At 72.3% G+C, this 19714-nt stretch carries 20 protein-coding genes; 12 read left to right on the top strand and 8 right to left on the bottom strand.

Annotated elements, in window-relative coordinates; translation table 11 throughout:
- Positions 1-53: 53 nt before the first annotated feature.
- A complete protein-coding gene (locus BLT76_RS04770) occupies positions 54-1139 on the bottom strand; it encodes an inositol-3-phosphate synthase (protein WP_090851495.1) in 1086 nt (361 codons plus the stop codon).
- Positions 1140-1189: 50 nt separating this feature from the next.
- Positions 1190-1777: a PadR family transcriptional regulator gene (locus BLT76_RS04765; protein ID WP_090851492.1), complete on the bottom strand. Its 588-nt coding sequence runs from the start codon at positions 1775-1777 to the stop codon at positions 1190-1192.
- 162 nt (positions 1778-1939) lie between these two features.
- Here BLT76_RS04765 and BLT76_RS04760 point away from each other — a divergent pair, with 162 nt between their 5' ends.
- Entirely contained in the window at positions 1940-4198 is a 2259-nt protein-coding gene (locus tag BLT76_RS04760) for a transglycosylase domain-containing protein (protein ID WP_090851488.1), read from the top strand.
- Positions 4195-5616 (top strand): glycosyltransferase family 87 protein, encoded by a 1422-nt coding sequence (locus tag BLT76_RS04755; protein ID WP_090851485.1) that lies wholly within the window; start codon positions 4195-4197, stop codon positions 5614-5616. Before BLT76_RS04760 ends, BLT76_RS04755 begins: the two co-directional genes overlap by 4 nt.
- Here BLT76_RS04755 and BLT76_RS04750 read toward each other — a convergent pair.
- Together BLT76_RS04750 and BLT76_RS04745 are read right to left on the bottom strand one after the other, a co-directional pair.
- A complete protein-coding gene (locus tag BLT76_RS04750) occupies positions 5577-6635 on the bottom strand; it encodes an alanine racemase (RefSeq protein ID WP_090851482.1) in 1059 nt (352 codons plus the stop codon). The two genes, BLT76_RS04755 and BLT76_RS04750, sit on opposite strands and share 40 nt — an antisense overlap.
- Positions 6636-6637: 2 nt before the next feature.
- Positions 6638-7753, bottom strand: coding sequence for a lipid II:glycine glycyltransferase FemX (locus BLT76_RS04745; protein WP_139175413.1), 1116 nt, complete (start codon positions 7751-7753; stop codon positions 6638-6640).
- Between the two features lie 137 nt (positions 7754-7890).
- Here BLT76_RS04745 and BLT76_RS04740 point away from each other — a divergent pair, with 137 nt between their 5' ends.
- The 5 genes from BLT76_RS04740 to BLT76_RS04720 all read left to right on the top strand — a co-directional run bounded on the left by BLT76_RS04740 (position 7891) and on the right by BLT76_RS04720 (position 13444).
- Positions 7891-8502 (top strand): RNA polymerase sigma factor, encoded by a 612-nt coding sequence (locus BLT76_RS04740; RefSeq protein ID WP_090852151.1) that lies wholly within the window; start codon positions 7891-7893, stop codon positions 8500-8502.
- A 67-nt stretch (positions 8503-8569) separates the two neighbouring features.
- Positions 8570-9022, top strand: coding sequence for a hypothetical protein (locus BLT76_RS04735; protein WP_090851474.1), 453 nt, complete (start codon positions 8570-8572; stop codon positions 9020-9022).
- 6 nt (positions 9023-9028) lie between these two features.
- Positions 9029-10612 (top strand): S8 family peptidase, encoded by a 1584-nt coding sequence (locus tag BLT76_RS04730; RefSeq protein WP_090851470.1) that lies wholly within the window; start codon positions 9029-9031, stop codon positions 10610-10612.
- A 4-nt stretch (positions 10613-10616) separates the two neighbouring features.
- On the top strand, positions 10617-13049 hold the full coding sequence (locus tag BLT76_RS04725; RefSeq protein WP_090851467.1) for a CHAT domain-containing protein: 2433 nt from the start codon (positions 10617-10619) through the stop codon (positions 13047-13049).
- A gap of 77 nt (positions 13050-13126) precedes the next feature.
- Positions 13127-13444, top strand: coding sequence for a hypothetical protein (locus BLT76_RS04720; RefSeq protein ID WP_090851463.1), 318 nt, complete (start codon positions 13127-13129; stop codon positions 13442-13444).
- An 85-nt stretch (positions 13445-13529) separates the two neighbouring features.
- On the opposite strand, the gene BLT76_RS04715 is transcribed toward BLT76_RS04720, so the two are convergent.
- Complete coding sequence (locus BLT76_RS04715; RefSeq protein WP_090851459.1) at positions 13530-14327, bottom strand: deoxyribonuclease IV; 798 nt, start codon at positions 14325-14327, stop codon at positions 13530-13532.
- Between the two features lie 36 nt (positions 14328-14363).
- Complete coding sequence (locus tag BLT76_RS04710) at positions 14364-14738, bottom strand: DUF4406 domain-containing protein (protein ID WP_211752722.1); 375 nt, start codon at positions 14736-14738, stop codon at positions 14364-14366.
- A gap of 68 nt (positions 14739-14806) precedes the next feature.
- On the opposite strand from BLT76_RS04710, the gene BLT76_RS04705 reads away from it, so the two are divergent.
- Entirely contained in the window at positions 14807-15562 is a 756-nt protein-coding gene (locus BLT76_RS04705; RefSeq protein ID WP_090851453.1) for a DeoR/GlpR family DNA-binding transcription regulator, read from the top strand.
- A gap of 22 nt (positions 15563-15584) precedes the next feature.
- On the opposite strand, the gene BLT76_RS04700 is transcribed toward BLT76_RS04705, so the two are convergent.
- The gene (locus tag BLT76_RS04700; protein WP_170866933.1) at positions 15585-16385 is read right to left on the bottom strand and encodes a serine/threonine-protein kinase; all 801 of its coding nucleotides are present in this window, start codon (positions 16383-16385) and stop codon (positions 15585-15587) included.
- 220 nt (positions 16386-16605) lie between these two features.
- Between BLT76_RS04700 and rpsF the strand changes: the two genes are divergently transcribed.
- The 4 genes from rpsF (at position 16606) to rplI (ending at position 18441) form a co-directional block, all read left to right on the top strand.
- Positions 16606-16896, top strand: coding sequence for a 30S ribosomal protein S6 (gene rpsF, locus BLT76_RS04695; protein WP_090851446.1), 291 nt, complete (start codon positions 16606-16608; stop codon positions 16894-16896).
- 110 nt (positions 16897-17006) lie between these two features.
- The gene (locus BLT76_RS04690; RefSeq protein ID WP_090851443.1) at positions 17007-17561 is read left to right on the top strand and encodes a single-stranded DNA-binding protein; all 555 of its coding nucleotides are present in this window, start codon (positions 17007-17009) and stop codon (positions 17559-17561) included.
- 182 nt (positions 17562-17743) lie between these two features.
- Positions 17744-17980, top strand: coding sequence for a 30S ribosomal protein S18 (rpsR, locus tag BLT76_RS04685; RefSeq protein WP_090851440.1), 237 nt, complete (start codon positions 17744-17746; stop codon positions 17978-17980).
- A gap of 14 nt (positions 17981-17994) precedes the next feature.
- Positions 17995-18441 carry a 50S ribosomal protein L9 gene (gene rplI, locus BLT76_RS04680; protein WP_090851437.1) on the top strand — a complete coding sequence of 149 codons (447 nt, stop codon included), beginning with the start codon at positions 17995-17997 and terminating at the stop codon, positions 18439-18441.
- Positions 18442-18510: 69 nt separating this feature from the next.
- On the opposite strand, the gene BLT76_RS04675 is transcribed toward rplI, so the two are convergent.
- Positions 18511-19647 (bottom strand): hypothetical protein, encoded by a 1137-nt coding sequence (locus BLT76_RS04675; RefSeq protein WP_090851434.1) that lies wholly within the window; start codon positions 19645-19647, stop codon positions 18511-18513.
- Between the last annotated feature and the right edge of the window lie 67 nt (positions 19648-19714).

Here is a 19714-nt window from a genome sequence, read left to right as displayed (position 1 = left end):
TGCTCAACCTTCGCTCGCGACGGTCCCTCGCTCGTTCCTCGCGAGGGACCTGCTCACTCCTCGCCGGCGATGAAGGCCTCGACGCGGCGGCGACCCTCGTCGTCGGGCAGCTGCACCGGCGGGCTCTTCATGAGGTACGACGAGGCGCTGATGATCGGGCCACCGATGCCGCGGTCCTTGGCGATCTTGGCGGCGCGGAGCGCGTCGATGATGATGCCGGCGGAGTTGGGCGAGTCCCAGACCTCGAGCTTGTACTCGAGGTTGAGGGGGGCGTCACCGAAGGCGCGGCCTTCGAGGCGGACGTAGGCCCACTTGCGGTCGTCGAGCCACTCGACGTGGTCGGACGGGCCGATGTGGACGTTCTTGTCGTGGATCTTGCCCGCGAGCTCGCCGGTCAGGTTGGACGTGACGGCCTGGGTCTTCGAGATCTTCTTGGACTCGAGGCGCTCGCGCTCGAGCATGTTCTTGAAGTCCATGTTGCCGCCGACGTTGAGCTGGTAGGTCCGGTCCAGCACCACGCCGCGGTCCTCGAACAGCTTCGCCATCACGCGGTGGGTGATGGTGGCGCCGACCTGGGACTTGATGTCGTCGCCGACGATCGGGACGCCCGCGTCCTCGAACTTCTTGGCCCAGACCGGGTCGGAGGCGATGAAGACCGGCAGGGCGTTGACGAAGCCGACGCCGGCGTCGATGGCGCACTGCGCGTAGAACTTGTCGGCGTCCTCGGAGCCCACCGGGAGGTAGGACACCATCACGTCGACCTGGCGGTCCTTGAGGATCTGCACGACGTCGACCGGCTCGGCGCCGGACTCGTCGATGGTCTGGCGGTAGTACTTGCCGAGGCCGTCGAGCGTCGGGCCGCGCTGGACCTCGACACCCAGGGTCGGGACGTCGGCGATCTTGATCGTGTTGTTCTGCGAGGCGTTGATGGCCTCGGAGAGGTCCTTGCCGACCTTCAGGTCGTCGACGTCGAACGCCGCGACGAACTCGACGTCCTTGACGTGGTAGTCGCCGAAGGCGACGTGCATCAGCCCGGGGACCGAGCCGGACGGGTCGGCGTCCTTGTAGTACTCGACACCCTGGACGAGGGAGCTGGCGCAGTTGCCGACTCCCACGATTGCTACGCGAACCGAACCCATCGGGATTCCTCTCCTGCCACTGGCTGAATGACGCTGAATGACGTTGATTGTTAGGACTGTGGTGCTGGCGGAACCGGCGGCGCCGCGGGGGGTGGCATGCCGGCACTTCGCTCGGCGTTGATGAGGTCGGAGAGCCAGCGGACCTCGCGCTCGACGGACTCGACGCCGTGCCGCTGCAGCTCGGCGGCGTAGCGGTCGACCTCCTGCTCCGTCATGTTCAGCTCACGCTGCACGCGGTCGAGCCGCTCCTGCAGCCGGATCCGGCGCCCTTCGAGGACGCGCAGCCGGATCTCCATGTCGGTGCGCCCGAAGAAGGCGAACCGGATGTCGAAGTTGTCGTCCTCCCACGCGGTGGGCCCGACCTCCGACATCAGACGCTCGAACTCACGGGTGCCGGCCTCGGTGACCTCGTAGACGATGCGCGGGCGCCGGGTGACCGGCGTGACCGTGGCGGTGGTCTCCTCGATGAGGGACCCCTTCAGCATCTTCTTCAGGGTCGGGTAGAGCGAACCGTAGGACAGCACCCGGCCCCAGCCGAGCATCAGGTTGAGCCGCTTGCGCAGCTCGTAGCCGTGCATCGGACCCTCGTGCAGCAGTCCGAGGACTGCCAGCTCGATGGTCTCTGCGCGACGTGCCATGAGACCTATCGTAGCGATATATCCACGCGACGTGAATTCGCATCGCATCGGAACGGATGTTTCCGCGAATGAGGCGCCCTGGGGGAGTTGCGTACCCTCTGATGTGGCCGTGAGCGGCCCGCAGAGCCCCAGACCCCGACGAGACCCGTGGAGCAACCGCGCGTGAATGCGAAGCGCCGGGCCGCCGGCCCCGCCCAGAAGAAGGCGAAGAAGGCCCCCAAGCCGCCCCGCACCCGCAAGCAGAAGGTGCTGCGGGTCGCGAAGTGGTTCGGCATCGTCGGGCTGGTCGGCACGCTGCTCGCGGTCGGCTCGTTCGTCGCGCTCTACCAGGCGATCGACGTCCCGAAGCCGAACGAGAAGTTCCAGGACGAGACCACGGTCGTCAGCTACGCGAACGGTGACAAGCTCGGCACCTTCGCCACCCAGAACCGCGACATCATCTCCTTCGACGAGATCCCGGAGACCCTGCAGAACGCGGTGGTCGCCGCGGAGAACCAGTCCTTCTGGTCCGACCGCGGCATCGACCCCAAGGGCATCCTGCGCGCCGCGTTCAGCAACGCGTCCGGCGGCTCCACCCAGGGCGCGTCCACGATCACCCAGCAGTACGTCAAGATCCTCTACCTCAACCAGGACCGCTCCTACACCCGCAAGGTGAAGGAGGCGATCCTCTCGCTGAAGATCCAGCGTCAGCAGAGCAAGAAGGAGATCCTGACCAACTACCTGAACACCATCTACTTCGGCCGCGGTGCGTACGGCGTCGAGGCCGCCGCGCAGGCCTACTTCCGCCGGCCCGCCAGCAAGCTCAACCTGCGCCAGTCCGTGGTGCTCGCCCGGGTGCTCAACAACCCGACGGCGTACGACCCGGCCAACGGCGAGGACGCCGCGACGAACCTCAAGGCCGGCTACGACTTCATCCTCGACGCGATGACCCGCCTCGACTACGTCACGGCCGACGAGGCCGCGAAGGCGAAGGAGCGGCTGCCGAAGTTCCCGCCCGTCGTCAAGGAGGACTCGTACGGCGGCCAGCGCGGCCACATGCTGACCATGGTCAAGAACGAGCTGGCCCGGCTCGGCTACTCCGAGGACGAGGTCGTCGGCAAGGGCCTGCGCGTGACGACCACGCTGACCAAGAAGGACATGGACGCGGCCCAGGCCGGCGTCAAGGAGGCCCGGCCCGAGGGCTTCAGCGACAAGAACCTGCACGTCGGCGTGGCGAGCGTCGAGCCCGGCACCGGCGCCATCCGCGGGTTCTACGGCGGCCAGGACTACCTGAAGTCCCAGCTCAACTGGGCCGTGGCGGGTGGCCAGGCCGGCTCGATCCTCAAGCCGTTCGCGCTTGCGGCCGGGATCAAGGCCGGCTTCTCGCTGAAGGACACCTTCGAGGGCAACAGCCCGTTCACGGTGGGTGACACCGACTTCAACAACCAGGGGTTCCGGGACTACGGCCGGGTCAACCTGATCAAGGCCACCCAGGACTCCATCAACACCGCCTTCATCGACCTGACCGACAGCATCCCGAATGGGCCCGCGAAGATCATCAAGATGATGAACGCGATGGGGATCCCGCCGGAGAAGGCGCCCTCGACCCGCTCACCCGGCTTCCCCAACAAGACCCCCGGCCTCGAGCCCGGCGTCGGCGTCGCGCTCGGCAGCGCGACGGTCAGCCCGATCAACATGGCTACCGCCTACGCCACCATCGCCAACAAGGGCGTGTACGCCGAGCCGTACCTCATCGAGAAGATCGTCGACCGGGACGGCAAGGAGGTCTACACCCACCGGGTGAAGGACAAGCGGGTCCTCGACGAGGACATCGCCGCCGACGTCTCCTACGCCATGCAGCAGGTCGTCAAGGCCGGCTCCGGCACCGCGGCACTCGCCCTGGACCGCCCGGCGGCCGGCAAGACCGGCACGTCGACCAACGACGACGACCACGTGGTGTCGTCCTGGTTCAGCGGCTTCACCCCGCAGTTGGCCACCTCGGTCGTCTACACCCGGGGCAAGGGCGCCGAGCCGCTCGACGGCTGGCTGCCGAACTTCTTCGGCGGCACCTTCCCGGCCCAGACCTGGACCGAGGTGATGACCCGGGCGCTCGAGGGCGAGGACGTGCTCGACCTGCCCGACGCGGTCTACGTCGACGGCGACGCACCGGACACCGGGCACGCGCCGTACACGCCGCCGCCGTCGCCCACGAAGAAGCCGACGAAGAAGCCGTCGGACAAGCCGACCCGTCAGCCGACCCGCAACCCCTCGACCGCGCCGCCGACCACCTCGGCCCCGCCGCCCACCACCTCGGCCCCGCCGCCGACGCCCACCAACCCGACTCCGTCCTGCGGTGGTCTGCTGCCGCCGTGCGAGACGCCGACGCCCACGGACGAGCCGACGCCCACCGACGACCCGTCTGCGGCAGGTCGTCGCCGATGACCGTCCCGCCGACGCGCACCGACGGCGTCGTCGCCGCGGTGAGCGCCGGCGTGGGCGGTCCGCTCGGCACCCGGGCGGGCGGGCACCGCTGGTGGACGCCGGTGCGGGTGGTGCTGGCCATCGCGGCGCTCACCTTCGCGCTCGGGATGGTCCAGAAGGGCAACTGCTACGAGGACACCTGGACCGACGGCACGGCCCGCTACACCCACATGTGCTACTCGGACCTGCCCTACCTCTACACCGGGCGCGGGTTCGCCGAGCTGGCCTGGCCGTACGACGACGACGCCGAGGTCCGGGGCCGCTACCCCGAGGTGATGGAGTACCCGGTCGGCATCTCCTACTGGGCCTGGGCCACGGCCGACGTGACCCACCTGATCACCGGCTCACCGGACCTGGGCGAGCGCTACCAGCGGCCCACCTCGGAGTTCTTCGGCGACCCCACCATCCAGCGCGAGATCCGGGCGTTCGTGATCGTCAACGCGCTCGGGTTCGCGGTCCTGGTGCTGCTGTCCGCCTGGCTGCTGGCGGGGGTGGACCGGAAGCGGCCCTGGGACGCCGCGATGTTCGCGGCCTCACCCGCGCTCGCCCTGACCGCGCTGGTCAACTGGGACCTGCTGCCCGTCGTCCTGGTCGCGGGCGCGGCCTGGGCCTGGGCACGGGAGAGACCGGTGCTGACCGGGGTGCTGATCGGCCTGGGGGCGGCGACCAAGCTCTACCCGCTGTTCCTGCTGGGCGCCGTGCTGGTCATCTGCCTGTGCGACAAGCGGGTCCGCGACTTCGTGCTGACCACGGCCGCGGCCGTCGCGGCCTGGGTGCTGGCGAACGCGCCGGCGTACCTCACCGGACCGGACGAGTGGAAGGTGTTCTGGACCTTCAACTCCGAGCGGGCCGCCGACCTCGGCTCGATCTGGCTGGTGATCTCGCAGGCCACCGACGGCGTCGACGTCTCGACCATCAACACGTGGTCGTGGCTGTTCTTCGGCGCCTGGTGCGTCGGGGTGTTCGTGCTCGGCGTGCTGGCGCCCGAGACGCCGCGCTTCGCCCAGCTCGGCTTCCTGATCGTGGCGGGCTTCCTGCTGGTCAACAAGGTCTACTCGCCGCAGTACGTCCTGTGGCTGCTGCCGCTCGCCGTTCTGGCTCGTCCGCGCTGGCGCGACCAGATCGTCTGGCAGGCCACCGAGGTCCTCTACTTCGCCTCGGTCTGGTGGTACCTCGGCGGCTACCTCGCGCCCGGCGGCGGCGGGGACTCCGGCTTCTACTGGATGGCGATCATCCTGCGGCTCGCCGGTGAGCTCTACCTCGTCGCGCTGGTCGTCCGCGACGTCTGGCTGCCGCACCACGACCCGGTACGGCGCGACGCCGAGGTCGTCCCGCCCGATCAGGACACGACGACGCGGTCGAACGCCGTCGCGGTGTAGCGGACCCGCACGTCGACCTGCTCGCCGACCTCGGGCACCCGGGGCCCGTGGGGCAGGAACAGCATCGAGGCCTGCATGTGGGGCGGCTCGGCGAAGAGCCGCTGCTTGCCGTCGATCGAGAACGGCGAGCGCACGAAGCCGACCGCGTCCAGGCCGCCGCGGGCCAGGGTGGCGGCGCGGGCCTTGATGCTCTGGTCGCCGGTCGGCGCCTCGAGCCCGATGCCGTGGGCCGTGCCGCCGCTGACGATCAGCAGGTGGCCGGACTTGGGCGCGGTGCGGCCGCGGTACCCGAACGCGTCGCCGCGCTCGACCTCGTGCACGTCGAGCACGGTCGCGGTCACGCGCAGCGCGGCGCGGTCGCCGAGCCACAGACCGGTGCCGATCCGCGGGCGGATGTCGTAGTCGGCGTACGACGCCCGCAGCTGGGCGAGCTCGGCGTCGGTGAGGTGGCTGACCCAGATCGTCCGGGTCGGCAGCTCGGCGGCGACGACGTCGTTCATCAGCCGGCCGACCTCGGAGAGGTGGGAGCCCTGGGCGAGCGGCAGGTGCAGGGCGATGCCCTCGACCCGGGCGCCGGGGTGCTGGTCGTGCAGCACCCGGGAGGCGGCCCAGAGGTCGCGGGCCGAGAGGCCGTGCCGCAGCATGCTGGTCGTCCGCTCGAGGACGAAGCGCGCGTCGGGCTGGCGGGCCAGCAGGTCGGAGACGTCGGAGACCCGGCCGAGGGTGTGCACGATCCGGTCGGCCAGGGCGGGGTCGGTCTCGAGGGCCGCGCCGAACGGCCGCCAGGGCGTGAGCACGAGGAGGTCGCCGTCGAAGCGGCTGCTGACGTGGGGCAGCTCGTCGTACGTGCCGACGGCGATGGTGTCGACCCCGAGCCAGGCGGCCTTGCGGGCGAGCCGGCCGAGCGTGAAGCCGTAGCCGTTGCCCTTGACGACCGGGGTCAGGCCGGGGTTGGACTCGGCGACCGCGCGCAGGTGGGCGCGCCAGCGGTCGCCGTCGACGGTCAGGGTGAGGGACATGCTCAGCGCCGCTTCATGTAGAGGTCGAAGGCCTGGTAGAGGACGCGGTTGAGGGGCAGGTCCCACTCGCCGGCGTACTCGACGGCCTCGCCGCCGGTGCCGACCTTGAACTGGATCAGCCCGACGTGGGAGTCCTCGGCGTCGAGGGTGTCGGTGATGCCGCGCAGGTCGTAGACCTCGGCGCCGGCGGCGATGGCGTCCTGGAGCATCGCCCACTGCACGGCGTTGGAGCCGCGGACCTCGCGCTTCTCGGTCGAGGAGGCGCCGTAGGAGTACCAGGCGTGCGTGCCCACGCGGACGGCGATGGTCGCGGCCACCAGGTCGCCCTGGTGGTGGGCGAACCAGAGCCGGATCCGGTCGGGGTCCTCGGCGCTGAGGGCGTCGACCATGGTGCGGAAGTAGGACAGCGGACGCGGGGTGAAGTGGTCGCGCCGGGCGGTGTGGACGTAGAGCTCGTGGAAGGCCTCGAGGTCGGTGCCGACCGTGACCGTCACGCCCTCCTTGGCGGCCTTCTTGATGTTGCGGCGCCAGAGCTGGTTCATGCCCTTGAGGACGTCGTCCTCGGAGCGCGGCTTGCCGTCGGCGTCGACGAGCGGGACCTGGAAGACGTACTGCGGCTGCCCGGCGGCGAAGCCGCCGTCGGTGACCTGGGGGCGCCAGCCCAGCTCGTGGAGCTGGGTGACGACCCGGGCGCCGGTGGCGTCGCGCTCGGTGGGCGGCAGGTCGCCGAGGCGTCGTACGCCGGCGTCGGCGATGCCCTCCTTGACCTGGGCGGCGGTCCAGCGGCGGGTGACGACCGGCGGGCCCATCCGGACGCCGAACGCCCCCTGCTTCCTCAGGTGGGCGGCCAGCGGGGTGAGCCAGGCGGCGAGCTGCTCGGTGTCCCAGTCGATGACCGGACCCTCGGGCAGGTAGGCGAGGTAGCGCTTGACCTTCGGCAGCTGGCGGTAGAGCACGAGCGCGACGCCGGCGAGGCGGTCGCCGTCGTACCAGCCGAGCGACTCGCGCCGCCACTCCGCCTTGACCTGTCCCCAGGCAGGAGTCTGGAGGAAGGAGGCGGACGAGCGGGTGCGCAGGAACGCCAGGTGTTCCGCGGGGCTGATCGTGCGCACGTCCATGGGGCCCGAGGCTAGACGAGCCTGCCGACTGGTCTGAACCCCGTGGCGGACGGAGGTGGTCTGCACCACCATGGAGGCGGACGTATCAGGAGCCGGACCCCCTGCTCCTCGGGGGCGTGATGGTGACGGAGGCGAGGATGGCGGCGAGACGACCGGCCGCGCGGGTCGTGACCGGGGCGAGCGCCCCGCCCGACGGGCTGTGGGCCGACGCGAGCCGGGCGTTCGTGCGCTGGCTCGACGGCGACCCGTCCGGTCTCGACGAGCTGGTCGCCGTCATGACCCCGGTGCTGTGGCACGTGGTGCGCGCCTACCGGCTGCCGCAGGAGGCGGCCGAGGACGTCGTGCAGTCCACATGGCTCGCGCTGGTGCGCCGTCGTACGGCGATCGCGGACCCGGCCGCCGTCGGCGGCTGGCTGACCACGACCGCGCGGCGCGAGTCCTGGCGGGTGGCGAAGGCCGGCCAGCACGTCGCGCCCGCGGCCGACGAGGAGCTGGCCGCCCGGCTGCCCGCCGAGTCCTCCGCCGAGACCTCCGCGGTCGAGGCCGACTCGCGGCACCGGATCTGGTCGGCGGTCGACGCGCTCCCCGAGCGCTGCCAGCGGCTGCTGCGCGTGGTCGCCTTCGAGCGGCGGCCCGACTACCAGTCGCTGGCGAGCGACCTCGACATGCCCATCGGCAGCATCGGGCCCACCCGCGGCCGCTGCCTGGCCAAGCTGCGGGTCGCCCTGGTGCAGGCGGGAGAGATCTGATGAACCACCCCACGAAGTTCTCGTCCCCCGCTGCGCTCCTCCGTCCGACAACGTCTAGGGGACCCCGATGAGCGAGATGAGCCGCGAGGACCTGCTGGACGTCGTACGACGGGTGCACGAGGAGCGGGACCCCGTCCCGGACGACCTGGTCGCCCGCATGCAGGCCGCCGCCGCGTTCGCCGCGAGCGACCTGGACGCGGAGCTGCTGGGCCTGATGGAGCTGGTCGACCGCTCCGACGAGCTGGTCGGCGCGCGCGGCACCGCGACGTACACGCTGCGGTTCGTGCACGGTGAGACCGACCTGCTGGTGCGGGTCGCCGTCGAGGACGGTGCGTCCCGCATCGACGGCTGGGTGGTGCCGCCGGAGGCGATGACCGTGCGCGCCGGCACCTTCGTCGCCAGCGTCACCGACACCGGCCGCTTCGAGCTCACCGGCCTGCCTCTCGGGCTGCACCGGCTCAGCCTCGAGCCGCACGACATCACCCGCCCGGCCTTCTCCACCCCCACCTTCGAGATCTGAGGAAGCATGGCCCTGCCCGACGATGAGAAGCGCCCGGCGCCTCGCAAGCCGCTCGACCGCGATCCCAACCCGCCCCGCCCCGGGGTGATCGCCGGCGTCGAGGGCCGGGTCCTCGACCCCGCCACCGCCCTCACGGTGCGCGGCGTGCGCCCGCGCCCCACGGTGTACGTCGGGCCGCGGCTGCTGATCTCGAAGTCGGTCGACGTCGACGGTGCCCTCGCGGTGCTGCGCGCCGTGGCGAAGCCGCTCGGCTGGGACGTGGTCGCCGAGCGCGAGGACCCGCGCACGGTGAACCTGCGCTTCGGCGTCCGGCCGGTCCGGCTGGTGGTCGCGTCCGACCGCGCCACGATCGCTCCCGACGGGTGGACGCTGCTGCAGCAGACCCGGGCTCAGTTCGGTGTCGAGTCGGTGCGAGGGGTGGGGCTGGAGCACGTGGTGTTCTCGGGCTCCCTCGAGGCGAATCCGTACCACTCGGGCAACCCCTACCACTCCGGGAACCCGTACCACTCGGGCAACCCGTACCACTCGGGCAACCCGGCGGCCGACGCGTCGTCACCGGTCGCGTCGTACGGCGCCGCCGGGTCCGGCGGGCGGCAGGCCGTCGCCTACGTCGGGCCGGCGCCCGTGCGCAGCGACGACGGGCCCACCCGCAGACCCGTCGTGGCGCTGCTCGACACCGGGTGCGGATCGCACCCGTGGCTCGACGACGTGGTGCGCACCGAGGTCACGCTCGACGGCACTCCGATCGGCTACGTGGATCCGGACACCGATCCGGAGGCGCACGGCGACCTGACGGGCCCGCTCGACGGCGTCATCGATCCACTGTCGGGGCACGGGACCTTCATCGCCGGACTCGTGCACCAGGGGTGCCCGGACGCCGACATCATCGCCTGGCGCGTCGTCCCGTCAGCCGGCCCGATCCTCGAGTCCGACCTGGTCGCCTCGCTCGCCCAGATCGCCGAGCTGGCGCGCCGGCACCGTGAGGGAGTGCCCGGCGGTCAGGCCATCGACGTGCTGAGCCTGTCCATGGGCTACTACCACGAGACGCCCGAGGACGAGCTCTTCGACCCGACGCTGTTCGACATCCTCAGGGACCTCGCCGCGGGCGGCACGGTGGTCGTCTGCTCCGCCGGCAACGACGCCACGAGCCGACCCAGCTTTCCCGCCGCCTTCGCGCCGTGGGCCGACGGGGCCGGGCCGTACGGGGCGGCCCGCGAGGTCGCGCCGATCGTCTCGGTCGGCGCCCTCAACCCGAACCTGGCCTCTGACGCGCTGTTCACCAACGCCGGCCCGTGGGTTCGTGCCCACGTGCCGGGTGCCGCCCTGGTGAGCACCATGCCGTCCTTCCAGGGCGGGTTGCTGCCGCCGGCGCGGATGACCGCCTTCGGCCGCGTGCGCGAGGCGATCGATCCGGACGACTTCCGTGGCGGCTTCGCCGTCTGGAGCGGAACCTCGTTCGCGGCGCCCCTGCTGGCCGGCCGGCTGGCCACGCTGATCGCCGCCGAGCTCGGGACGGGCGAGGAGCCCGCCACCGCCGTCAGCCGCGGATGGGCGGTGGTGGAGAACCTGACGGGAATCAGTCCAGACTGAGCGAGTGCTGTCTGCCGGGGAGCTCCACCAGCGGGGTGTCGTCGCGACGAACGCGGGTCGCTACGCCACGGCGCGGCGACTGCTGCGGCTGGCCCTCACCCGGGTCGGTGACGATCCACGTCTCTCGGCCGAGGTGGAGTCGAGCCTGGCGCACCTGGAGGCGGAGACCGGGGACAGCGAGGCCGCTCTCGAGCGGTGTGGCGCGGTCCTGGACCGGTCGAGCCTGCCGCAGGTGACGCGGGCGTCCGTTCTCAGCCAGCGCGGCATGCTCCTCATGCTGGCCGGTCGGACGCAGGAGGCGCTCGCCGACTTCAACACGGCCGGCGAGCTGCTGGACGACGAGGACGACCTGCTGGGGCGCATCCACCTCAACAGGGGTGGCGTGCACCTGCGCCACGAGGACCTGCCGGCGGCCGAGCGCGACTTCGCTGCGGCCACCCCCCACCTGCTCCGGGCCGGGATGCCGACCGAGGCGGCGATGGCCCAGCACAACCTGGGCTACTGCCGCTTCCTGGCCGGTGACCTCGTCACCGCGCTGGGCCTGATGGACGCGGCGGCGCCGGTGCTGGCTCCGCTGAGTCCCGTCAGCGAGGCGGTGGGCCAGCAGGACCGGGCCGAGGCGCTCCTCGCCGCCGGGCTCGTGGGAGAGGGACGTCGGGCGTTGGAGGCGGCGGCGCGGGCGTACGGCTCGCGGCGGCTTCGGCGCCGTCAGGGCGAGGCCGAGCTCTCCCTGGCCCGCGCGTTGGTCGCCGCCGGACCGGACGAGGCGGGCAGGCTGGCCCGGTCCTCGGCACGGCGGTTCCGTGACGCCGGCGCGCCGGCGATGGCCCGCCGCGCGGAGGCGGTGCGGCTGGCGGCCGAGCGACGGTCAGGAACGACGCGGACCCGCTGGCTGACGGACGCGGACGAGCTCGCCGCGGCACTCGCCGAGGACGGCGCCCGCTGGGACGCCGTCGTCGTCGGTCTCCACGCCGCTGCCGTCGCGGCGGCGAGAGGTGATCTCGTCGAGGCGCGCGAGCGCATCCGCCGCACGCCCCGTCGACGGGAGGCCCCACTCGCGGTCCGCCTCGTGCACGCGGAGACGGCGGCGACGATCGACGAGGTGGCCGGGCGCAGTGCCCGTGCCCTGGGCCACCTCCGCGCCGGCCTGGCCGATCTGCACGCGTGGCAGAGCTCCTTCGGCTCGCTCGACCTGCAGACCGGGGTGGCCGGGGCGGGGGTCCGGCTGGGGGTGCGCGGGCTGGCGCTGGCCGTGGAGTCGCGGCGGCCCGCCGTACTGCTGGAGTGGTCGGAGCGCGCGCGGATGCTGGCCAGCCGGGTGCAGCCGGTACGGGCGCCCGAGGATCCCGAGCTGGCCGCCGACCTGGCCGAGCTGCGAGGCGGTCCGTCGGCGGCGCGCGAGGCCGAGCTGCGCCAGCGCGTCCGCGAGCGGGCCTGGCAGCACCGCGGGTCCGGCGAGGTGGCCGACCCGGTCACGCTCGACGCGTTGCGCGAGGCCCTCGACGCGGACTCGGCGCTGGTTGCCTACGTCGTCACCGCGGACGCGATCGTGGCGCTGGTCGTCACGCCCGACGCCGCCACCTGGGTCGACCTCGGCGGTCGCGCCGACCTCGACGCCCTGCTCGGCGGCCTGCTGCCCGACCTCGACGTCGCTGCTGCCGACCTGCCGGAGCCGATGGCGGGCGCGGTCCGGGGCGCGCTCGCCGTACGTCTCGATGAGCTCGCTCGCCTCCTCGTGGCCCCGGTCCTCGACGCGGTCGGCGACCGGCGGGTGGTGCTGACACCGTCGGGCGTGCTGGCCGGGGTGCCGTGGACCCTGCTGCCCGGGTACGTCGGCCGCCCGGTCACGGTCGCGCAGTCGGCCACGTCCTGGCTGGCGCGCCGTACGACGCCGCTGCGCACCGCGACCGCCGGCTTCGTCGCCGGCCCGCGGGTGGTGCGCGCGGAGGACGAGGTCAACGCCGCGGCCAAGGAGTGGCGTGACGCCCGGGTGCTGGTCGGCACCGAGGCCACGGCCGACGCCGTCTCCGAGCTGGCCGAGCAGGTCGACGTCCTGCACGTGGCGGCCCACGGGCGGCACTCCGCCGAGAACCCGCTCTTCTCCGGTCTGCTGCTCGCCGACGGCTCCTGGTTCGGGTACGACGTCGACCGGCTCCGCTCGGTCCCCGACGTCGTCCTGCTGTCGGCCTGCGAGGTCGGCCGCTCGACCGTGCGCTGGGGCGAGGAGCTGATCGGCATGTCGGCGGCCTGGCTGCACGCCGGTGCCCGCTGCGTGATCGCGTCGGCGGCCGCGGTCAACGACGCCGCGGCGTACGACGTGCTGGTCGCCGTGCACCAGCAGCTCGCGGCCGGCGTGGACCCGGCCACGGCCCTGGCCGCGGCGGTGCCGGCCGTCTCGACCGGCACCGCCCCCGTGCCGTTGGTCTGCTTCGGCTGATCGCCTTCCCGCTTCGACGTATCAGCGCGCACGGACACTGCTCCTCACCCTCGACAACCCAGTGCGAGGAGGCAGTCGTGTCGGTCGGAGTGCAGCAGCGGATCAGCCGTCACGTCCTCGAGGACCCCGCGTCGGGGCAGGTGATCGACGCGGGTGTCGGCAGCTGCGTGCGCGTGAGCTTCCGGCGACACCTCGGGGACAGCCGGTGGCAGGTCCTGGACCGGCCGGCGCACCTGGTGCCGATCGAGGAGAACGGGCACGACTTCGCGTTCCTCGTCTTCGGTCCGGAGCAGCCCGCGCTGGGGCCGGTCGGCAGCACGTTGCGGCTGGTCCGCCAGCGCAGCGGCCGGCCGGACTCGTCCGAGGTCCGGTGCCTCACCGTCACGGTGTCCTGACACCGGACCGACCCCCCACGGGACGGGTCGTGCGGGTCGGCCGCTCACGGGGGTGGCCGGCCCGCAGGCGTCGCTCGACTCGAGGTCAGAGGCGCTCGCGCAGCCAGGCGAAGTCGGCGACGTGCGCGTCGGCCGGTCCGGGGGTCTCGCAGACCACCGGAGCCCCGGCGTCGCGCACCACGCTGGCCAGCAGGTCGGGATCGATCTTGCCGGCGCCGAAGTTGGCGTGCCGGTCGGCGCCCGAGTCGAACTCGTCGCGGCTGTCGTTGCAGTGCACGAGATCGATGCGACCGGTGATCCGCCGGACGTCCTCGACCACGGTCTCCAGCGCGTTGCCGCCGGCGTGGGCGTGGCAGGTGTCGAGGCAGAACCCGACGAGGTCGGCCTGCTCGGTGCCGGAGATCGCCGCCCAGACACCCTCGATGCGATCGAGGTAGCGCGTCATCGCGTGGTCGCCGCCGGCGGTGTTCTCGATCAGCAGCGGCAGCTTGAGGTCGGTCGCCTCGATCGCCTTGCGCCAGTTGTCGAACCCCTTCGCAGGGTCGTCGGCCTTGTTGACGTGGCCACCGTGCACGATCAGCCCCTTCGCCCCGATCGATGCCGCGGCGTCGACGTGCTGCTGGAGCAGCTTGCGGCTGGGGATCCGGATCCGGTTGTTGGTCGTCGCCACGTTCACGATGTACGGCGCGTGCACGTAGAGGTCGATGCCCGCCGCCTCGGCGTCCGCCTTCAGGCCCTCGGCGCCCCCGGCGTACGCGAACTCGGGGCCTTGGTAGCCCTGGGGGTCGCCGAGGAAGAACTGCACCAGCGGCGCGTTGCGCGCCCGGGCCTCGGCGATCGGGTCGGTCTGGTCGACGTGGGCACCGATGGCGAGCTGGGTCATGGGGCCATCGTAGGAAGGCCCGCCGACAGCCGGCGCTCAGGCCGCGACGTACCCCGGGATCTCCTCGACCGCGTGCCAGACCGGGATCCCGCGCTCGCGCGCGATGGCGACGTCCTGGTCGGCGCCGGTGGAGGCACCGGGGAGCCGGAGCACGCCGTCGCAGTGCTGGAGGAGGCGGTGGGCGGTCGGGTACATGACCTGCTCGGCCAGCGGATCGGCCAGCCCGTCGGCCCCGGCGCTGCTCAGCACGGGGAGGGCGACCCATTCGCCGATCATCGGCACGTGGCCGGCGCGGAAGACCGGCCAGGCCGCGGACTCGAGGGCGCGGAGGTTGGCGGCGAGGAGGGTGGGGTCGTCGCCGGTGCCGGAGCGGTAGGGGCCGGCGATCAGGATCATCAGAGGTTTCGTCATGCCGCGACATTAACGTGCAGAAACGTGCAGACTCAAGCACTTTCGTGCAGACGGTCTAGAGTGGCCCCGTGCTCGCCGCCCAGCGCAAGGACCGGATCCTCGACCTCCTCCGTGCCGACGGTCGCGTCGTCGCCAAGGAACTGGCCGCGGCCTGGGACCTCTCCGAGGACACCGTCCGCCGCGACCTGCGCGAGCTGGCCGCCGACGGGCTGCTGCACCGCGTGCATGGCGGAGCCCTCCCGGCCTCGCCGGCCGTCGCCGACTTCACCGCCCGCACCGCGATCGCCACCGACGCGAAGTCCGAGGTGGCGCAGCTGGCCGCGTCCCTCGTGCGCCCGGGCCAGACCGTCGCCATCGACGGCGGTACGACGGCGCGCGAGCTGGCCCGCCGGCTGCCGCCCGACCTCCGGGCGACGGTCGTCACGCACAGCCCGACGGTCGCCGTGGAGCTGGCGACCCACCCGACGGTCGAGGTGATCATCGTGGGCGGGCGGCTGTTCAAGCACTCGGTGGTGGCCGCGGGCGCTGCCGCCCACGAGGCGATCGGCCGGGTGTCCGTCGACGCCTTCTTCCTGGGTGTCACCGGCATCCACCCGACGGCCGGGCTGACCACCGGGGACGCCGACGAGGCCGCCGTCAAGCGGGCCTGGGTCGGCCGGGCAGCGGAGACCTACGTGCTCGGCAGCGGCGAGAAGATCGGCGCCGCGTCCCCCTTCGAGGTGGTCCCGCTCGCCGACGTGACCGCGGTGCTCACCGACGCCGCCGCCCCGGAGCGCGGGGTGGCCGAGCTCCGGGCCGCCGGCGTGGACGTACGGCGCCCCTGATCCGGTTGCACGTGAAACACGCTCACCGCAGCCAGGCCCGTCGTACGACGGGGTCGGGGCCCAGCCGGTCGCGGACCGCGGGCCAGGCCGGACCCCGGCGGACCGGCAGCGACCGGAGCCGGTCGAGCGCGTCCGACGCGCTCGGGCGCAACCGGGCCTCCGGCCGGGTGAGGGAGTCGAGCAGGGTCGCGACCGGGGCGGGTCCGGCCAGCAGCCGGCGGCCGGTGATCCCGAGCGCGTAGAGGTCCTGCGCCGGCTCCGGGGGCGCGCCCGACTCCTGGTCCGGCGCCAGGTAGCCGGCCGTGCCCACCGGACCCGCCCTGGTGAAGACCACCCGGTCGTCGCGGCCGGTCGCGACCCCGAAGTCGGCCAGCCGGAGGTGCGGTCGACCCGACCCGGTGGGTTCGAGCAGCAGGTTGGCCGGCTTGACGTCGCCGTGCACGACGTCGCCGGCGTGCACGGCGACCAGGGCCTGCAGCGCTTGGTCGAGCAGGGCGACCACGAACCCTTCCGGCAGCGGCCCGGCGGCCCTCCGGAGGTCGCTCACCGAGCCGCCGCGCACCAGGTCGCTGACGATCACGGCGACGTCGTCCTCGGCCGCCCAGCCGCGAGGAGCGAGCACGTGGGGGTGACGGATCCGGACGGCCTGCTCGCGCACGAACCGCAGCAGCAGCTCCTCGTCGTACCGCCGCAGGAGCTTGGCCGCGACCCACCGCTCGGACCGCAGGTCCCAGGCCCGCCAGACCGTGCCCGAACCACCTACGCCGACGGGGTCGGCGAGGCGGTAGCGACCGACCAGGGCCGGGCTGCGGGTGCGGGTCACGACCCCGACGCTAGGTGCGGCCGCCGACGGGTGCGGACCTCTCTCCACAGGATTGGGAGGCGGTACGACGCCGCTGCTAGCCTGTGCTGTCCGCTGCGCCCTGCCCACCGACGGGACCAGGTCGCCGCGCGACTCCCGTCACGACCTCGGTCGTGACGGGGAACGAACCCCCTCCTGCCACGGAGAGACCGTGGCCGCTGAGTCCAAAGGAGGACGCGCTTTGCGCGCTTACGAAGTCATGGTCATCCTCGACCCGAGCCTCGAGGAGCGGACCATCGAGCCGTCGCTCGACAAGTACCTCAACGTGATCCGCAAGGACGGCGGCTCGGTCGAGTCCGTCGACGTGTGGGGTCGCCGCCGGCTGGCCTACGAGGTCAAGAAGAACGCCGAGGGCATCTACGCGATCATCACGCTGAACGCCGAGCCGGCCACGGTCAAGGAGTTCGACCGCCAGCTCACGCTCAACGAGTCGATCCTGCGCACCAAGGTCATCCGCCCCGACGCTCACTGAGCAGTCGGCAGGCATCGCCTGTGGACGACCCCTTCCGGCTGTCGGCGCCCTGCACCACGATGGGCGCGACGACGACCGGACACGATCAGACAAGAAGCTGAGGAGACCTCATGGCAGGCGAGACCGTCATCACGGTGGTGGGCAACCTCGTCGACGACCCGGAGCTGCGCTTCACCCCCTCGGGTGCGGCAGTGGCGAACTTCCGGATCGCCTCGACGCCGCGCACCTTCGACCGGCAGACCAACGAGTGGAAGGACGGCGACGCGCTGTTCCTCTCCTGCTCGGTCTGGCGGCAGGCGGCGGAGAACGTCGCCGAGTCGCTCCAGCGGGGGATGCGCGTCATCGTCCAGGGCCGGCTGAAGCAGCGGTCCTACGAGACCCGCGAGGGTGAGAAGCGCACCGTCGTGGAGCTCGAGGTCGACGAGGTCGGTCCCGCTCTCGCCTTCGCCACGGCCAAGGTCACCCGGGCCTCGCGCTCGGGCGGCGGCGGTGGCGGCGGGTACGGCGGCGGTGGGGGCGGTCAGTCCCGCCCCCAGCAGTCCGGCGGCAACGACCCCTGGGCCACCCCGGCTCCTCAGGGTGGCGGCTCCGGCGGCGGTGGCGGTGCTCCCGCCAACGACCCGTGGGGCGCCCCCGGCGTCGGCTCGGAAGAGCCGCCGTTTTAACGCCCTTCCGCTGAGCCTGCGAAGCGGAAGACCCAGGCGGGAAGGTCGAGTAGCCCCACGGCTGAGCGGAGCGAAGTCGTGACGGGCGTATCGAGACCCTCATCTCGCATCTGATCAGCACTCAATCCGAACACCCTCAACCATTCCGGCGCGAGCCGGGCTTCTAGAAAGGAAGCACCACAATGGCCAAGGCAGTGATTCGCAAGCCGAAGAAGAAGGTTTGCCAGTTCTGCAAGGAGAAGGCGGGCGGTGTCGACTACAAGGACACCACCCTGCTTCGCAAGTTCATCTCCGACCGCGGCAAGATCCGTGCGCGTCGCGTGACCGGCAACTGCGTCCAGCACCAGCGGGACGTCGCCATCGCGGTCAAGAACGCCCGCGAGGTCGCGCTGCTGCCCTACACCTCCACCGGTCGCTGAGAGGGGACGGAGACATGAAGATCATCCTGACCCAGGAGGTCACCGGTCTCGGTGGCCCCGGCGACGTCGTCGAGGTGAAGGACGGCTACGGCCGCAACTACCTCGTCCCGCGCGGTGTGGCGATCCGGTGGACCCGGGGTGCCGAGAAGACCGTCGAGTCGATCAAGGCCGCCCGGGCGAGCCGCGCGGTGCGCGACCACGATCACGCTGCCGAGATCAAGGCCAAGCTCGAGGCTCAGCCGGTCTCGGTCAAGGTTCGCTCGGGCCAGGGCGGCCGCCTCTTCGGCGCCGTCACGGTCTCCGAGATCGCCGGCGCCCTCACGGACGCCTCCGGCGAGCAGGTCGACAAGCGCACGATCGTCCTCGGCAACCCGATCAAGGCGCTCGGTGCGCACGAGGTCTCGGTCAAGCTGACCGACGAGGTGTCCGCCACGGTGGCCCTCAACGTCATCCCGGCCTGATCCAGGCCGACCCAGCAGCACCCAGCAGGGCCCGTTCCTCCTCGTGGAGGGACGGGCCCTTGCTCGTTCTCAATGCGCCAGGATCCCGTCGAGCTGGACCCGCCCGCGCACGACCCGGATCTCGACCCGGCCCGGGAGCGGAGCGGCGCGGTGGTCGCGCACCCGCACCTGGTCGTGGACGGTCGTGGTCGTGCGGCGCAGGTCGACCCGCTGCCAGCGCCGGCCGAGCCTGACCTCCACGACCCCCGCGCGCGGACCGGTGGTGGCGAGCAGCCGGAGCTCGCGGAACCGACCGACGCGCAGCACCATGCGGGCGTCCGGACGGCTCGACCGCAGGTAGTCGCCGCCCAGGTAGCCGCGGCGCCGTACCTGCTTCCAGCCGGGGGTTCGACCGCGCGGCGCGAGGTTGGCCGGTACGGCGAACCGCACCGTGGCGGGCGAAGGGTCGACGTTGCCGGCCCGGTCGACGGCCGCCACCTGCAGCACCTGGTCGCCTGGTCGGAGGGCCGGCAGCGTCGTCGTACCGCCGGTGCAGGGCACGTCGACGCCGTTGACCGTGCACTGGAAGGTCGCCGCCTCGGTCGCGCTCAGCCGCAGGCGCGGGCGGGCGGTGCCGACCATGGGCAGGTCCGGACGGAACGGGTCCCGGGGCAGCCCGGCGACCCGGGTGTCCGGCGCGACGTTGTCGATCCGGAAGGTCAGCCGGACTGGCGTGGGGTCGACGTCGTCGACCGGCTCGTCGTTCGACGAGAGAAGGTTTCCGTCGGACCAGCGGACCGAGAGGTCGGCGCTGTCGACGGCCCGGATCCACAGGACGTACGGCGTCGTGCTCGGTGTGATCCGGCGGAAGACCCGGTCCTCCGGGCAGTCGTACCACTCCTGGTCGGTGGGCACAGCGGGGTCGGTGCCCAGGGAGCACTGGAACGCGATCGGGTCGGGGTCGGCGTCGCTGTGCCGGCCCGTGTAGCCGACGCGCAGGGTCCGCTTGTTGATCCATCCGCTCGCGGTGATCCGCGGCGCGGTCGTCCCCAGCTCGGTCACGGGCGGGGTGGTGTCGTCGCACCCGGCGGGCGTGAGGATCGGGACCACGGGGACGTCGTGCAGGCATCCCTGTGCGGCCTGAGCCGGCGGGGCGGTGGCCAGCGGCAGCACGGAGCCGCCCAGCAGCAGTGCGAGGACGATGGTGCGGCGTCGCCGATGGCTCACGTGGTTCCTCCTCGGATGTGACCCCGATCTCACTTCCCGTCCCAACGGGTTCCGAACCCGATCGGCT

Source organism: Nocardioides lianchengensis, from assembly GCF_900101465.1.
Taxonomy (GTDB): domain Bacteria; phylum Actinomycetota; class Actinomycetes; order Propionibacteriales; family Nocardioidaceae; genus Nocardioides; species Nocardioides lianchengensis.
Note: the sequence above shows the minus strand (reverse complement) of the source record. Positions and strands in the feature narration are given on the sequence as shown.

Bases quoted from the DNA above. Each gene is read 5' to 3' on its own strand.
- BLT76_RS04770 (WP_090851495.1), bottom strand. From the start codon at position 1,139: ATGGGTTCGGTTCGCGTAGCAATCGTGGGAGTCGGCAACTGCGCCAGC.
- BLT76_RS04765 (WP_090851492.1), bottom strand. From the start codon at position 1,777: ATGGCACGTCGCGCAGAGACCATCGAGCTGGCAGTCCTCGGACTGCTG.
- BLT76_RS04755 (WP_090851485.1), top strand. From the start codon at position 4,195: ATGACCGTCCCGCCGACGCGCACCGACGGCGTCGTCGCCGCGGTGAGC.
- BLT76_RS04750 (WP_090851482.1), bottom strand. From the start codon at position 6,635: ATGTCCCTCACCCTGACCGTCGACGGCGACCGCTGGCGCGCCCACCTG.
- BLT76_RS04745 (WP_139175413.1), bottom strand. From the start codon at position 7,753: ATGGACGTGCGCACGATCAGCCCCGCGGAACACCTGGCGTTCCTGCGC.
- BLT76_RS04740 (WP_090852151.1), top strand. From the start codon at position 7,891: ATGGCGGCGAGACGACCGGCCGCGCGGGTCGTGACCGGGGCGAGCGCC.
- BLT76_RS04735 (WP_090851474.1), top strand. From the start codon at position 8,570: ATGAGCGAGATGAGCCGCGAGGACCTGCTGGACGTCGTACGACGGGTG.
- BLT76_RS04730 (WP_090851470.1), top strand. From the start codon at position 9,029: ATGGCCCTGCCCGACGATGAGAAGCGCCCGGCGCCTCGCAAGCCGCTC.
- BLT76_RS04715 (WP_090851459.1), bottom strand. From the start codon at position 14,327: ATGACCCAGCTCGCCATCGGTGCCCACGTCGACCAGACCGACCCGATC.
- BLT76_RS04710 (WP_211752722.1), bottom strand. From the start codon at position 14,738: ATGACGAAACCTCTGATGATCCTGATCGCCGGCCCCTACCGCTCCGGC.
- BLT76_RS04690 (WP_090851443.1), top strand. From the start codon at position 17,007: ATGGCAGGCGAGACCGTCATCACGGTGGTGGGCAACCTCGTCGACGAC.
- rpsR (WP_090851440.1), top strand. From the start codon at position 17,744: ATGGCCAAGGCAGTGATTCGCAAGCCGAAGAAGAAGGTTTGCCAGTTC.
- rplI (WP_090851437.1), top strand. From the start codon at position 17,995: ATGAAGATCATCCTGACCCAGGAGGTCACCGGTCTCGGTGGCCCCGGC.